Annotated in this window: 12 protein-coding genes and 1 pseudogene; 7 read left to right on the top strand and 6 right to left on the bottom strand. The window is 72.1% G+C overall.

What is annotated here, in order from left to right:
- Positions 1-486 (bottom strand): annotated as a pseudogene (locus BIV57_RS19790) (hypothetical protein); the annotation flags it as partial.
- A 211-nt stretch (positions 487-697) separates the two neighbouring features.
- On the opposite strand from BIV57_RS19790, the gene BIV57_RS19785 reads away from it, so the two are divergent.
- The 5 genes from BIV57_RS19785 (at position 698) to BIV57_RS19765 (ending at position 6,353) form a co-directional block, all read left to right on the top strand.
- Positions 698-2,362 (top strand): ABC transporter substrate-binding protein, encoded by a 1,665-nt coding sequence (locus tag BIV57_RS19785; RefSeq protein ID WP_071658196.1) that lies wholly within the window; start codon positions 698-700, stop codon positions 2,360-2,362.
- A complete protein-coding gene (locus BIV57_RS19780; RefSeq protein ID WP_071658195.1) occupies positions 2,359-3,384 on the top strand; it encodes an ABC transporter permease in 1,026 nt (341 codons plus the stop codon). The genes BIV57_RS19785 and BIV57_RS19780 overlap by 4 nt, the downstream gene beginning before the upstream one ends.
- Entirely contained in the window at positions 3,381-4,256 is an 876-nt protein-coding gene (locus BIV57_RS19775; protein ID WP_079170514.1) for an ABC transporter permease, read from the top strand. Before BIV57_RS19780 ends, BIV57_RS19775 begins: the two co-directional genes overlap by 4 nt.
- Before the next feature lie 79 nt (positions 4,257-4,335).
- Complete coding sequence (locus BIV57_RS19770; RefSeq protein WP_071658194.1) at positions 4,336-5,346, top strand: ABC transporter ATP-binding protein; 1,011 nt, start codon at positions 4,336-4,338, stop codon at positions 5,344-5,346.
- Positions 5,343-6,353, top strand: a complete 1,011-nt coding sequence (locus BIV57_RS19765) for an ABC transporter ATP-binding protein (RefSeq protein WP_071658193.1) — start codon at positions 5,343-5,345, stop codon at positions 6,351-6,353. Before BIV57_RS19770 ends, BIV57_RS19765 begins: the two co-directional genes overlap by 4 nt.
- A 43-nt stretch (positions 6,354-6,396) precedes the next feature.
- Here the strand turns inward: BIV57_RS19765 and BIV57_RS19760 are convergent, their stop codons facing one another.
- The 3 genes from BIV57_RS19760 to uvrA form a co-directional block, all read right to left on the bottom strand.
- Positions 6,397-6,609: a hypothetical protein gene (locus tag BIV57_RS19760; protein ID WP_071658192.1), complete on the bottom strand. Its 213-nt coding sequence runs from the start codon at positions 6,607-6,609 to the stop codon at positions 6,397-6,399.
- Positions 6,610-6,747: 138 nt separating this feature from the next.
- A complete protein-coding gene (locus BIV57_RS19755; protein WP_175548804.1) occupies positions 6,748-7,230 on the bottom strand; it encodes a Rieske (2Fe-2S) protein in 483 nt (160 codons plus the stop codon).
- A gap of 75 nt (positions 7,231-7,305) precedes the next feature.
- Complete coding sequence (uvrA, locus tag BIV57_RS19750; protein WP_071658191.1) at positions 7,306-10,326, bottom strand: excinuclease ABC subunit UvrA; 3,021 nt, start codon at positions 10,324-10,326, stop codon at positions 7,306-7,308.
- Positions 10,327-10,441: 115 nt separating this feature from the next.
- On the opposite strand from uvrA, the gene BIV57_RS19745 reads away from it, so the two are divergent.
- A complete protein-coding gene (locus tag BIV57_RS19745) occupies positions 10,442-11,107 on the top strand; it encodes an MBL fold metallo-hydrolase (protein WP_071658190.1) in 666 nt (221 codons plus the stop codon).
- Between the two features lie 243 nt (positions 11,108-11,350).
- The gene (locus BIV57_RS19740; RefSeq protein ID WP_071658189.1) at positions 11,351-11,731 is read left to right on the top strand and encodes an STAS domain-containing protein; all 381 of its coding nucleotides are present in this window, start codon (positions 11,351-11,353) and stop codon (positions 11,729-11,731) included.
- A gap of 27 nt (positions 11,732-11,758) precedes the next feature.
- Here BIV57_RS19740 and BIV57_RS26510 read toward each other — a convergent pair whose 3' ends face one another.
- Entirely contained in the window at positions 11,759-12,922 is a 1,164-nt protein-coding gene (locus BIV57_RS26510; protein ID WP_071658188.1) for a globin domain-containing protein, read from the bottom strand.
- Complete coding sequence (locus tag BIV57_RS19730; RefSeq protein ID WP_336446902.1) at positions 12,915-13,574, bottom strand: pyridoxamine 5'-phosphate oxidase family protein; 660 nt, start codon at positions 13,572-13,574, stop codon at positions 12,915-12,917. Before BIV57_RS19730 ends, BIV57_RS26510 begins: the two co-directional genes overlap by 8 nt.
- Between the last annotated feature and the right edge of the window lie 383 nt (positions 13,575-13,957).

Below are 13,957 nucleotides of genomic sequence, written 5' to 3'. Positions count from 1 at the left end.
GTCCTGCAGCACGTCGAAGCGCGGCGGCCGCGCGCTGCGGACCGTGATCCAGCCGCGGACCAGCAGCGAGCCGCCGCCCGCGGCGGCGGACCGCACGGTGTAGGCGTACTGGCCGGGCGCGGTGCCGCGCGGGATGCGGAAGACGGCCGCCAGCGCCGTCGTCCCCGGGCCGGACGCCCCGCCGGACACCAGGCGCACGCCCCGCGCGCCGAGCAGCGCCCCGGAGGCGAGCGCGCCGTGCGCGGCGAGCCGGCTGGGCGTGAACTCCGCGCCGATGCCGACCCGCTGGCCGGGGTAGCCGGCGATGTCGGCGAGCGGCCCCTCGTTCGCCACCACCGGACGCTGCGCGCGGGGCGCGGGGCGCGCGGACGGGGCGGACGCCGCCGCGCCGGGCGCGCTCCCCAGCAGCAGGCCGGCCCCTGCCGCACCCGCGCCGATCCAGACCCCGAGCCGCCGCATCGCGCCACCCCCGACGATCTTCTTCATGCACCTCTACACCCGGTAGGACCGCTCCGAGGGCGGTTCGGTTGGTCACGTTCCGGTAGCAGTTCTCCCCATCCCGCCGCGCCCTCCGCCGATGTTCGGAAGGTGACCAGGTCCTGCCCGATTCCGGTTCGACCCCTTGACCGGTTCGTCAACCCGATTTACAAAAGCCGGGCACCGACCCAACTGCCGAACAGGGACGAGGTCTTCGAGCATGGGTCAACCACCGGACCGCCGCAGCATCCTCCGCGCCGGCGGCGCGCTCTCCCTCGGCGCGCTCGCCCCGCCCGTGCTCGCCGCCTGCGGAGGCCCCGCCTCCGCGACCGTGCCGCGCTCCGACACCGTCTCCGTGCTCAACAAGGACACGGCGATCGTGCGGAACTTCAACCCCTACTCCCCCTCCAACCACACCGGCCCGATGGGCCGCTACATCTACGAGCCGCCCCTGTGGATCCCCCGGCTCGACCCCGCGAAGCCGCAGCCCTGGCTCGCCTCCGCCTTCTCCTGGTCGCGCGGCGGACGCGAACTGACGCTCACCCTCCGCAAGGGCGTCCGCTTCAACGACGGGAGCCCGCTCACCCTGGACGACTTCGTCCACAGCCTCGACATCCCGCTGAAGAAGCCGGAGTTCAACACCGCCGGCGTCACCTACACCGACGTCCGCGCCACCGGCCCCGACACCGTCGTCCTCACCTTCGACAAGCCCGCCTACCAGGACCTCTACGCCCTCGGCCAGCTCTCCGTCGTCTCCAAGCGCCAGCTCGCCGGGCACGACCTGGCCACCTGGAACAACCCCGACCCGGTCGGCACCGGCCCCGGCCGGATCGCCGCCTTCACCACCAACCAGGTGCGCATCCGGCTGCGCCGCGGCTACTGGGGCGGCGACGCCTTCCCCACCCGCAACCTCAAGTTCCCCTCCGCCTCCGAGGACACCGCCAAGCTGCTGCTCCTCGACGGCGACCTCGACTTCGCCTCCATCGCCTGGCCCTCCGGGCAGACCAACTTCGTCGACCGCGACCCCGCGCAGAACCTCTACAGCCCCCTGCCCAGCGGCACCATCGCGATGATCGCCTTCAACCACACCAAGGCGCCCTGGAACGACATCCACGTCCGCCGGGCGCTGTCCATGGCGATCGACCGCTCCGCCGTCTCCCGCACCGTCGCCAGCGGACAGGACCCCGCCAACCTCGCCGGCCTCGCGCCCGAGGTCTACGGCAGCTGGCTGCTCCCCGAGTACCGCCGCTCCCAGCCCCTGGACGTCGCCGGGGCGCGGCGCGAACTCGCCGCCGGCGGCTGGCAGATCAAGGGCGGCAACCTGGTGAAGGACGGCCGCACCCACACCGTCTCGATGACCTCGATCGCCGACTGGCCCGCCTACCGCATCATGAGCGCGGCCACCGCCGACCAGCTCCGCCGCCACCTGGGCCTCAACGTCAACCTGCAGCTGCAGGTCGGCGCCACCTTCGACTCCCACTACAACAGCGGCACCTTCGACATCCAGTACCGGCTCTACAGCTCCGGCACGCTCTACCAGTTCTACAACACCCTGCTGGACGGGCAGGGCATGCTGCCGGTCGGCAAGATCGCCGCGTCCAACCAGATGCGCTGGAAGAACGCCGACACCGACCGGCTGCTGGCGGCGATGCGGGTCACCGACGACCCGAAGCTGATCGCCTCCTACGCGGCCTCGCTGCAGAAGATCTTCGTCGAGCAGCTGCCCGTGGTGCCCGTGCTGTGGGAGTGCATCTGGGCCGTCGCCACCCGCCGCTACTGGACCGGCTGGCCCACCAACCGCGGCATCCGCCACTACTTCGGCTTCGACGCCGCCGCCCCCGAGGCGATCCTCGCGCTCAAGGGCCTGAGGAGGTCGACCACATGAGCAGCGGCACCCGCCGCCGGGCCATCGCCTTCGCCCGGCGGCTGCGCTTCTACGTCATCGCGGCCTGGTCGGCCGTCACCCTCAACTTCCTCATCCCGCGGCTGATGCCCGGCGACCCCGCGCAGGCCGTCGTCCAGCAGCTGGAGGTGAAGAACGGCCAGAACCTGCCGCCGCAGACCGTCGAGGCGATCCGCAAGCTGCTCGGCGGCGTGCACGAGAACATCGCCGTGCAGTACTGGCACTACCTGGGCAACCTGTTCACCGGCAACCTCGGCATCTCCACCGGCAACTTCCCCACCCGGGTCACCACCCTGATCGGTACCGCGCTGCCCTGGACGATGCTGCTGATGGGCGTCTCCACCGTGCTGGCGTTCCTCATCGGCACCGGCATCGGGGCGCTCTGCGGCTGGCGGCCGGGCACCCGCACCGACAGCGTGCTCTCCCCGCTCTCCACCTTCCTCGCCGCCGTCCCCTACTTCTGGGTGGCGCTCTTCGCGCTCTGGCTCTTCGCCTTCCGGCTCGGCTGGTTCCCGCTCGCCGGCGGGCACGATCCGGACGCCGACCCGTCCAGCCCGCGCTACTGGCTCTCGGTGCTGCACTACGGGCTGCTGCCGGCCCTGACCATCGTCTTCTCCTCCTGCGGCGGCTGGCTGCTGGGCATGCGCAACATGACGCTCACCACCACCGGCGAGGACTTCGTGCTGCTGGCCCGCGCCAAGGGGCTGAGCAACACCCGGGTGCTCTTCCGCTACGCGGCGCGCAACGCGATGCTGCCGCAGCTCACCGGGTTCGCACTGGCGCTCGGCGCGATCATCGCCGGATCGGTGCTCACCGAGACCGTCTTCACCTACCCCGGCGTCGGCAGCCTCCTCAAGCAGGCCATCGACAACCGGGACTACCCGCTGATGCAGGGCATCCTGCTCTTCACCACCCTCGCGGTGCTGGTCGCCAACTTCCTCGCGGACAGCGTCTACGTGCTGGTCGATCCGCGCACCCGGGCCCAGGGGGGCGATGCGTCATGAAGCCGGCACTGCGCAATCCCAAGGTGCTGGCCGGCTCGGCGATCGCCCTGCTGGTGGTGCTCGCCGCGCTCTTCGGCGACTGGTTCAGCGTGCACGCCCTCGGGCAGGACCCGCACACCCTCGACTACCTGGTGATCAATCAGCCGCCCAGCGGGCACCACCTGCTGGGCACCACCGGCTCGGGCGAGGACGTGCTCGCCCAGACCATCGCCGGGGCGCGCGGCTCGCTGGTGGTCGGCCTCGTCTCGGCGCTGATCTCCACCGCGCTCGGCATCCTCTTCGGGGTCTGCGCGGGGTTCTTCGGCGGCGTCGCCGACACCGTCCTCAACTTCATCACCAACCTCTTCATCGTGATGCCGGTCTTCGCGCTGACCCTGATCGTCGCCGGCTACCTCAACAACACCGGCACCATGACGATCGCGCTGATCATCGGCGTCTTCGGCTGGGCGGGCGGCGCGCGGTCGCTGCGCGCCCAGACCATGAGCCTGCGCGGCCGGGACCACGTCCAGGCGATGCGGATGCTCGGCGAGAGCCGCACCCGGCTGGTCTTCAGCGAGGTGCTGCCGCGGCTCTACCCGCTGATCTCCGCGATGTTCCTGCACGCGGTGATCGGCGGGGTGCTGGCGGAGGCCGGGCTGGCGTTCCTCGGCGTCTCCTCGCCCAACACCATCAGCTGGGGAACGATGATCCAGAACGCGCAGAACCAGAACGCCATCATCAACGGCCTGTGGTGGTGGTTCCTGCCGCCGGGCTTCTGCATCGCGGCGCTCGGCACCGCGACCGGGCTCATCAACTTCGGCATCGACGAGATCGCCAACCCGAGGCTGGGCGCGGCGCGACGAGCGGCGCAGCAGGCGGTGAAGGCCGCATGATCAGTTCAGGCCGGTCGTGCCCACTCGCGCAGTTCCCCGCGCCCCTGATGGGCGCCCACCTCGCGGACGGAGACCTGGGATGAGCGTGCTCCTGGAGGCGCAGGGGCTCTGCGTCGACTACCTCGGCGGCGAGCGGAGCGTCCGGGCCTGCGCCGAGGTCGATCTGACGCTGCGCCGGGGGGAGATCCTCGGCATCGCCGGGGAGTCCGGATCCGGCAAGTCCACGCTGATCACCGCGCTGACGCAGCTGCAGCGCCCGCCCGCCGCCATCACCGCCGGCCGCATCCTGCTGCACCGCGACGACGCCGACGGGGGCGGCACCGTCGACCTCACCGCCGCCGACGAGAAGCGCCTGCGCGCCCTGCGCTGGCGGGAGATGTCCATCGTGCTGCAGTCCGCGATGGACGCCCTCAACCCGGTGATGCGGCTCTCCGCGCAATTCGCCGACGTGCTGCGCGAGCACCGCCGCGGCATCACCAAGGAGGCCGTCGCCGCCCGCACCGCCGAACTCCTCGGCATGGTCGGCATCCCCGCCGAGCGGTCCGGCGCCTACCCCCACGAGATGTCCGGCGGGATGCGGCAGCGCGCCACCATCGCCCTCGCCCTCGCCTGCGACCCGGCGCTGGTGGTGATGGACGAACCCACCACCGCCGTCGACGTGGTGATGCAGCGCCAGATCATGAAGCAGATCCTCGGCCTGCGCCGCCGCCTCGGCTTCGCCGTCGTCTTCGTCACCCACGACCTGTCGCTGCTGCTGGAGCTCGCCGACCGGATCGCCATCATGTACGCCGGCCGGATCGTGGAGATCGGCGCCGCCCGCGCCATCCACGACGCCCCGCAGCACCCCTACACCCGCGGGCTGCGCGACTCCTTCCCTCCGCTGCACGCCCCGCTCTCCGTCCTGCACGGCATCCCCGGCACCCCGCCCGACCCCGCCGACCCGCCGCCCGGCTGCGCCTTCCACCCCCGCTGCGACCGCCGGTTGGACGCCTGCGACCGCCGGCTGCCCCGGCTCGGACCGGTCGCGGACGGCCGCGGGCTCGCCGCCTGCCTGCTGCACGAGCACCCCGAGGAGGCCCCCGTCTCATGACTGACCTCAAGCCCGACACCGAGACGCCCGTGCTGGAGGCCGTCGCCGCCACCAAGCACTTCGCGGCCGGCGGCGCCACCGTCCGGGCCGTCGAGGAGGCGAGCGTGGCGCTGCACCGGGGCCGGATCGTCGCCCTGGTCGGCGAGTCCGGCTCGGGCAAGACCACGGTGGCCAGGCTGCTCGCCCGGATGTACCCGGTGACCGGCGGCGAGATCCGGCTGGACGGCAGCCCGGTGGGACGCGGCCACCCGGACCGTGAGTACCTGCGCCGCGTCCAGCTGATCTTCCAGGACCCGTTCGCCTCGCTGCACCCCGGCAAGACCGTGCTGCACAACCTGGAGCGGCCGCTGCGCATCCACGGGCACGTCCGCGACCGGGCAGAGGCCCGGGCGCGGGCCGCGGAGCTGCTGGAGCGCGTCAGCCTGCTGCCCGCCAAGGAGTTCCTCGACAAGCTGCCGCACCAGCTGAGCGGCGGCCAGCGGCAGCGGGTGGTGATCGCCCGCGCGCTCGCCGTCCGCCCGGCCGTGCTGCTGGGCGACGAGCCGATCTCCATGCTGGACGTGTCGATCCGCCTCGACATGCTCAACCTGCTCACCAAGCTGCGGGACGAGGAGGGCCTGGCGCTGCTCTACATCACCCACGACATCGCCTCGGCGCGCTACCTCTGCGACGACGTCCAGGTGATGTACGCGGGCCAGATGGTGGAGGGCGGGCCGAAGGAGGACGTCATCCAGCGGCCCGCGCACCCCTACACCCAGTTGCTGGTGGACGCCTCGCCGGACCCGGCCCGCGACCGGGCCGCGGACGGCACCGCCGACGAGGACGGCACGACCCTCGGCGAGCCGCCCAATCTGGCCGATCCGCCCAGCGGTTGCCGCTTCCGGCCGCGCTGCCCGCACGCCATGGCGGTGTGCGCGGAGGCCTTCCCGCCCCGCACCGAGCTGGGCGGCGGCCACTGGGCGCACTGCTGGCTGCATGCGGACGGATCGGGGGTCACGACGACGTAGCGGCGGGGGTGGCAGAAGTCCGGCGGGGGTGGCCCCAAACGGCTCAGAGCGCTACGACGCGAATGCGCTTGGCGCCATCCTCGCCCAGGATCAGGGCGAGATCCTCCGGGTCGGAGGCGGCCTCAATGACCGTCATGGCGCTGGTGCAGACAAGCGATCCGCTCTGGTACGTGGCAGCGATGAACCCGGCCACTCGCCGGTCGTCGCGGAGGAAGCGCGAGAGGCCCTCGCCGTTGAGGACAAGGGCCTGGTTCACGCGGCGCTCCGGCTACCGGGGCCCGCGCCGAAAAGCTCGTCGTGCGCGCCGGCGAGCTCGTCCTCGGTGAGGGCGCCGTTGCGGCTCTCGTAATCCTCGACGAGCTCGCCGAGGCGGTCGAGCGCGGCCTGGTGCTCGTCAGCTCTTCTTCGCCGGGCCGGCGACCAGCTTCCCGCCCTCGACCTTCAGCGGGACGGACGGCAGCGGCTTGTCCGCCGGGCCCTGCTTGACGGAGCCGTCGCTCACCGAGAACTCGCTGCCGTGGCAGGGGCACGCGATGACGCCCTTCTGCACCGAGCCCACCGTGCAGCCCTGATGGGTGCAGATGGCGCTGAAGCAGTGGAAGGTGCCCTTGGTCGGCTGGGTGACGACGACCTTGGCGCTGCCGTACACCTTGCCGCCGCCGACCGGGACCTCGGAGGCCGCGCCGAGCGTGGTGGCCGAGGAGGGGCCGTTGCCCTTGGAGTCGCCGCCGCCCCCGCCGCAGGCGGTGAGCGCGGCACCGGCCGCCAGCGCGGCGCCGCCCGCGGCCGCGCCGTGCAGCACGGTGCGGCGGGTGGTGCGCCCGGGGACGGCGGTCTCGGTGGTTTCGTCGTTCTCGCTGTGATTCGTTGCGGTCACGGACGTCAGCCTACGCGGCCCCCGGCTGCCCTCCCCGTAAGGGTGGGTCGCCGGGGCGCCGCGCGAACCGGACGCCTACTTCGCGCTCTTGGCGGCCGTCTTCTTCGCCGCGGCCTTCTTCGTCGCGGTCTTCTTGGCGGCCGTCTTCGCCGCGACCGTCTTCGCCGCGGCCTTCTTGGCCGCGCCCTTGCGGGCCGGCGCCGCGGCGACCGCCTTGGCCGCCGGGGCGGCGATCGGCACGCCGTTGGCGACCCGGTCGGCGCCCAGCACGTCCTGGAGGAACTTGCCGGTGTGGCTCTCCGGCATCGCCGCGACCTCCTCGGGGGTGCCCTCGGCGACCACCAGGCCGCCGCCGCTGCCGCCCTCGGGGCCCATGTCGACGATCCAGTCGGAGGTCTTGATGACGTCCAGGTTGTGCTCGATGACGATCACCGTGTTGCCCTTGTCGACCAGGCCCTGCAGCACCTCGATCAGCTTGCTGATGTCGTCGAAGTGCAGGCCGGTGGTGGGCTCGTCGAGGACGTAGACCGTCCGCCCGGTCGACCGCTTCTGCAGTTCGGAGGCGAGCTTGACGCGCTGCGCCTCGCCGCCGGAGAGCGTCGTCGCCGGCTGGCCGAGCCGGACGTAGCCGAGCCCGACGTCGTTGAGGGTGCGCAGATGGCGGGCGATCGCCGGGACGGCCTCGAAGAAGTCGAGCGCCTCCTCGATCGGCATGTCCAGCACCTCGGCGATGGACTTGCCCTTGTAGTGGACCTCCAGCGTCTCCCGGTTGTAGCGGGCCCCGTGGCACACCTCGCAGGGCACGTAGACGTCCGGCAGGAAGTTCATCTCGATCTTGATGGTGCCGTCGCCGGAGCAGTTCTCGCAGCGCCCGCCCTTGACGTTGAAGGAGAACCGGCCCTGGAGGTAGCCGCGGACCTTCGCCTCCGTCGTCTCCGCGAAGAGCTTGCGGATGTGGTCGAACACCCCGGTGTAGGTGGCCGGGTTGGAGCGCGGCGTGCGGCCGATCGGCGACTGGTCGACGTGCACGACCTTGTCGACCAGGTCCGTCCCGGTGATGCGGGTGTGGCGGCCCGGCACCGAGCGGGCGCCGTTCAGCTCCCGCGCCAGGTGGGTGTAGAGGATGTCGTTGACCAGCGTCGACTTTCCGGAGCCGGAGACGCCGGTGACCGCGGTGAAGGTGCCGAGCGGGAAGCCGACCGTGACGTTGTCGAGGTTGTGCTCGCGGGCGCCGTGCACCACCAGCCGGCGCTTCGGGTCGTGGCCGCGGCGCTGCTCGGGCAGCGGGATGGCCTTGCGCCCGGAGAGGTAGGCGCCGGTGGCCGACTCCTTGTTCGCCAGCAGCTGCTTCAACGGGCCGGAGTGGACGACCTTGCCGCCGTGCTCGCCGGCGCCGGGGCCGATGTCGACGACCCAGTCGCTGGTGCGGATGGTGTCCTCGTCGTGCTCGACGACGATCAGGGTGTTGCCCATGTCGCGCAGCCGCACCAGCGTCTCGATGAGCCGGTGGTTGTCGCGCTGGTGGAGGCCGATGGACGGCTCGTCCAGCACATACAGGACGCCCACCAGCCCGGAGCCGATCTGGGTGGCGAGCCGGATGCGCTGCGCCTCGCCGCCGGAGAGGGTGCCGGCCGGGCGGTCGAGCGAGAGGTAGTCGAGGCCGACGTCGAGCAGGAAGCGCAGCCGCTCGTTGACCTCCTTCAGCACCCGCTCGGCGATCTTCTTCTCGCGCTCCGTCAGCCTCACGTCCTGGAGGAAGCGGGCGCAGTCGGTGATGGAGAGGCCGGCGATGTCGGCGATCGACTTGTCGTCGATCGTCACCGCCAGGACGATCGGCTTCAGCCGGCGGCCCTGGCACGCGGGGCAGGCCACCTCGCGCATGTAGCCCTCGAAGCGCTCCCGGCTGCTGTCCGTCTCGGCCTCGGAGTGGCGGCGCTGCACATAGGGGATGACGCCCTCGAACCGGGTGGTGTAGCGGCGCTCGCGGCCGTACCGGTTCTTGTAGCGGACGGGGATCTGGGTGTCGTGGCCGTAGAGCAGCGCCTTCTGCGCGCGGCGGGGCAGCGACCGCCAGGGCGCGCCGGTGGAGAAGCCCAGCTCGGCGGCGAGCGCGTCGGTCAGGCGTCCGAAGTACTCGCTCGCGTGGCCGCCGGACCAGGGGTGCAGGGCGCCCTCGGTGAGCGACTTCTCCTCGTCGGGGACGACCAGCTCGGGGTCGACCTCCATGCGGGTGCCGATGCCGGTGCACTCCGGGCAGGCGCCGAACGGCGAGTTGAAGGAGAAGGAGCGGGGCTCCAACTCCTCGAAGGAAAGGTTGTCGTACGGGCAGTACAGGTGCTCGCTGTACATCCGCTCGCGGTTCTCGTCGTCCTCGTCGAGGTCGACGAAGTCGAGGACGACGAGGCCGGCGGCGAGCCCGAGGGCCGTCTCGACGGAGTCGGTGAGGCGGCGCTTGGCCGACTCCTTCACCGTGAGGCGGTCGATGACCACCTCGATGGTGTGCTTCTCCTGCTTCTTGAGCTTCGGCGGGTCGTCGAGGCGGACGACGGTGCCGTCCACCCGGGCCCGGGAGAAGCCCTTGGCCTGGAGCTCGGCGAAGAGGTCGACGTACTCGCCCTTGCGGGCGCGCGCCACCGGGGCGAGCACCTGGAAGCGGCTGCCCTCCTCCAGGGCGAGCACCTGGTCGACGATCTGCTGCGGGGTCTGCCGGCCGATGGTGCGGCCGCACTCCGGGCAGTGCGGGGTACCGATGCGGGCGAAGAGCAGCCGCAGGTAGTCGTAGACCTCGGTGATGGTGCCGACCGTGGAGCGGGGGTTTCTGTTGGTGGACTTCTGGTCGATGGAGACGGCCGGGGAGAGGCCCTCGATGAAGTCGACGTCCGGCTTGTCCATCTGGCCCAGGAACTGGCGGGCGTAGGAGGAGAGCGACTCCACGTAGCGGCGCTGGCCCTCGGCGAAGATGGTGTCGAAGGCGAGGGAGGACTTGCCCGAGCCGGAGAGCCCGGTGAACACGATGAGCGCGTCGCGGGGCAGATCCAGCGAGATGTTCTTCAGGTTGTGCTCGCGGGCACCCCGAACGACGAGACGGTCGGCCACCGCTTGCCCTCACTCTCTTCTGTGTGCAGTTGGTACGCGCTCCACGGTCGCACACGCCACTGACAACGGACGGCAGGAACAGACGAACCGCCCCGACCGACCTAGGCTAAGGCGCATGACCGGTTACCACGGCAGCGTGAAGGTCGGCGGCCCTCCGGACGTGCGGGAACTGCCCCGTCTCGTCATCAGCAAGGTCGCCGTCGGCCCCATGGACAACAACGCCTACCTGCTGCGCTGCCGGGAGACCGGCCAGCAGCTGCTCGTCGACGCGGCCAACGACGCCCGCACCCTTGTGGAGCTGGTCGGCACCGGCCACGGCTCCTCCCTGGAGACGGTGGTCACCACCCACCGCCATCCCGACCACTGGCAGGCGCTCGCCGAGGTGGTGCGCGTCACGGGCGCCCGCACCGCGGCCGGCCGGGAGGACGCGGAGGGCATCCCGGTCCGCACCGACCTGCTGCTGGACGACGGCGCGGTGGTGCGCTTCGGCCGGATCGCGCTGGGCGTCCGCCACCTGGTCGGGCACACCCCCGGCTCGGTGGTGCTGGTCTACGACGACCCGGAGGGCCCGCCGCACCTGTTCACCGGGGACGACCTGTTCCCCGGCGGCCCGGGGCGGACCACGAGCCCGGCCGAGTTCGCGGCGCTGATGGGCGGGCTGGAGGAGAAGGTGTTCGGCGTGCTGCCGGACGAGACCTGGGTCTACCCCGGCCACGGCAACGACACCACGCTCGGGGCGGAGCGCCCGCATCTCGCCGAGTGGCGGGCGCGCGGCTGGTAGCAGCGGCCGGCAGCACCCGCGGGGCCCACGCGATCACATGCCGCGCGCGTCACATTTCGTACTGATGCGCGGGGGTTCACCCATGTCGGTCCGAACCTGGGGCAGAAGGTCCCTCGATTCCCGCAATCGCACCCCATGGCGCACAGATCGACATATCGTCGCCTCATCGCGCCCCGGCCCCCGGCACGACGAGCCGCACCAGCAGCACCCGCGTGTCCGCGCACGTCACCCCGGTTGGCAGCCATGACCCTCCCCTCTCAGCGCCGACCCGCCTCCGCACCGGGAGGCGATGTCGCCGTGCTGGCTCCGCAGGGCGAGCTCGACATCGCGACCCTGCAGGAGTTCGAGGCCGCCATGCGGCGCGTCCTCGAACCCCTCGAAGGCCCGCCGCGGCTCGTCGTCGACCTGCGCGGGGTCACCTTCCTGGAGTGCTGCACGCTCGGCCTGCTGGTGCGGATACGCAGCCAACTGGCCGAGCGCGGCGGCTGGCTCCGACTCGTCTACCGGCCGACCGGCCGGGTGGCGACCGTCATCCGCCTGGTCCGGCTGCACGGCGTGCTGCCGCCCTACGCGGACGTCGCCGAGGCGGCCGCCGCGCAGGTCGGCACCGCCGAGCGGTGCTGAACCCCGCGGCTCGCGGGGCGGGGCCGCTCAGACGCCGGCCGGCACCCGCGCCGGGGCGCGCTCCCCGTCCGGGCCGAAGAGGTCGAAGTGCAGCCGCTCCTCCGGCACCCCCTCCGACCGTAGCCACGCCACCACCGAGCGCACCATCGGGTCCGGCCCGCTGACGAACGCCTCGTGGTCCGTCCACCGCCCCTGCGCCGGCAGCACCTCCGAGAGCGTGCCGCGCACCCCCGACCAGCCCGGGTCGTCCGAGACCACCGGCACCGCCAGCAGCCGCGGGTAGAACGACGCCATCCGCTCCAGGTCCGCCCAGTCGTAGAGCTCCTCGCGGGTGCGCGCGCCGAAGAACAGGTGCAGCGACGGCGGGCGGTTCACCGTCACCATCTCCTCGGCGAGCGCCTTCACCGGCGCCAGGCCCGTGCCGCCGCCCACGCACAGCACCCGGCGGGTCAGCTCCCCCGCCACCACCATCGAGCCGCGCGCCGGCCCCAGCCGGATCACGTCCCCGACGCCGGTGTGCCGCACCAGCGCCGAACTCACCCACCCCGCCGGAACCGCCCGCACGTGCAGCGTCAACAGGCCGTCCGGACGCGGGGCGTTGGCGATCGAGTAGGGCCGCCAGACGCGCGGCCAGCGGCCCGTCTCCACGGTGGCGTACTGGCCGGCCCGGTAGGGGTAGTACTGGTCGGGCCGGACGGTGAGCACCGCGACGTCCGGGGTGCGCAGCTGGTGGTCCACCACCACGGCGCTCCACACCGGCGGGTGGGCGGCCGCGTCCTCCTCGGCGGCGGCGATCATCACCGAGGCCATGTGGTTGTAGACCGCCGCCCACGCCTCCGCCTCGGGTGCCGTCCACGCCTCCCCGGCGTGCGCGCGCAGGGTGGCCATCAGCGCCTCGCCGACCGGCGCGTAGTGCTCCGGGACCACCCCGTACTTGCGGTGGTCACGGCCCAGTTGGGACAGGTAGCGGTCGAGCCGCGCCGGGTCGTCGAGGAGCCCGGCGGCGTCGCAGAGCGCCTTGAAGAGCCGGTCGCGCTGGTGGTCCATCGCGACCGGGAACATCTCGCGCAGCGCGGGGGCGGCGGTGAAGAGCGCCGCGTAGAAGTGCGCGACCAGGGCGTCCGCCTCCCCGGAGAGGCGGCCGAGCGAGCCGCGGACGATGCTCCCCAGGTCCGCCGCCGGCTCAGGCATGCGGCCTCCCGGCCGCGCGCCCCTCCTCCCCGCCCGGCGGGCCGGAGTGCTGCTCGTCCTTCTCCTGGCGTCCTTCCTTCGCGCCGAAGAAGTCCCCGCCCTTCCGGCGGGGGTTGTCGGTGCCCCACTCCCGTCCGCGGGCGACGGGCACCATCCGGGGTATGTGCTTGGCGCAGTGGATGTAGGCCTCCTCGACGTCCACCACCACCCAGTGCGCGGCGCGCCGGCCGGGGACGGTCTCCTCGGGGAGGTCGGGGACGGAGCGGCGCAGCGCGTCGTCGTCGACGATGCCGGCGCCGCCGTTGACGTGCAGCCCAATGATGTCGCGGACGAAGTCCACGAAGAGCAGGCCGACATGGGCGTTCTCGCTGATGTTGCCGAGCGAGGCGTGCACGCCGTTGCCCCGGTACTCGGGGTAGGCGACCCTGCGGTCGTCCAGCACCCGGACGAACCCGGGCGGGCCGGCCCGCAGGCTGGAGTCGCACTCGCCGCGGCCGTCGGCCGTGGCGACGAAGACCAGCTCCTGCCGGGCCACGAACTCCCGCATCCGCGGGTTCAGATGGTCCAGGACCTGATCGTCATAGAAGCGGCGGGCACGCCCGGCGGAACCGTACTCCTCCTGGAGCCGGTGCTCGCCTTGGCTGCCGGGCAAACCGCCCAAGCGTGGCTGTACCGAAGTCAAGCGGGACGACCTCCACGTCTGTGTTCCCCCACGCTGACATGGTCATGTTGCCGACATCAGGCAGGCGCCCACCTTGCCACAGCGACAAGTCCCATGATGCGAAATCCCGTTGAGCACACGGATACGGGCAACTAGGAGCAACATCGGGCGGAACCCATGTCCGTTCGGACGCCGCAGATCGCTATCCGGAAGAGAATCGTCCCTTCTCGACACACCGCCCCGGAGGGGCACAGGCAGAGTCCGATCACCGAGCGTCAGCATTCCGGCCATCCCGACACCGATCCGCACGCGCCGATCGAGCACCTCCGACGCGACGGCTGAGGGTGCGGGCGGGATCCGGCGGCGCGAGCGTC

Origin of the sequence: Mangrovactinospora gilvigrisea, from assembly GCF_001879105.1 — a bacterium.
GTDB classification, from domain to species: domain Bacteria; phylum Actinomycetota; class Actinomycetes; order Streptomycetales; family Streptomycetaceae; genus Mangrovactinospora; species Mangrovactinospora gilvigrisea.
Note: the sequence above shows the minus strand (reverse complement) of the source record. Positions and strands in the feature narration are given on the sequence as shown.

Bases quoted from the DNA above. Each gene is read 5' to 3' on its own strand.
- BIV57_RS19740 (WP_071658189.1), top strand. From the start codon at position 11,351: ATGACCCTCCCCTCTCAGCGCCGACCCGCCTCCGCACCGGGAGGCGAT.
- BIV57_RS19770 (WP_071658194.1), top strand. From the start codon at position 4,336: ATGAGCGTGCTCCTGGAGGCGCAGGGGCTCTGCGTCGACTACCTCGGC.
- BIV57_RS26510 (WP_071658188.1), bottom strand. From the start codon at position 12,922: ATGCCTGAGCCGGCGGCGGACCTGGGGAGCATCGTCCGCGGCTCGCTC.
- BIV57_RS19775 (WP_079170514.1), top strand. From the start codon at position 3,381: ATGAAGCCGGCACTGCGCAATCCCAAGGTGCTGGCCGGCTCGGCGATC.
- BIV57_RS19780 (WP_071658195.1), top strand. From the start codon at position 2,359: ATGAGCAGCGGCACCCGCCGCCGGGCCATCGCCTTCGCCCGGCGGCTG.
- BIV57_RS19785 (WP_071658196.1), top strand. From the start codon at position 698: ATGGGTCAACCACCGGACCGCCGCAGCATCCTCCGCGCCGGCGGCGCG.
- BIV57_RS19765 (WP_071658193.1), top strand. From the start codon at position 5,343: ATGACTGACCTCAAGCCCGACACCGAGACGCCCGTGCTGGAGGCCGTC.
- BIV57_RS19745 (WP_071658190.1), top strand. From the start codon at position 10,442: ATGACCGGTTACCACGGCAGCGTGAAGGTCGGCGGCCCTCCGGACGTG.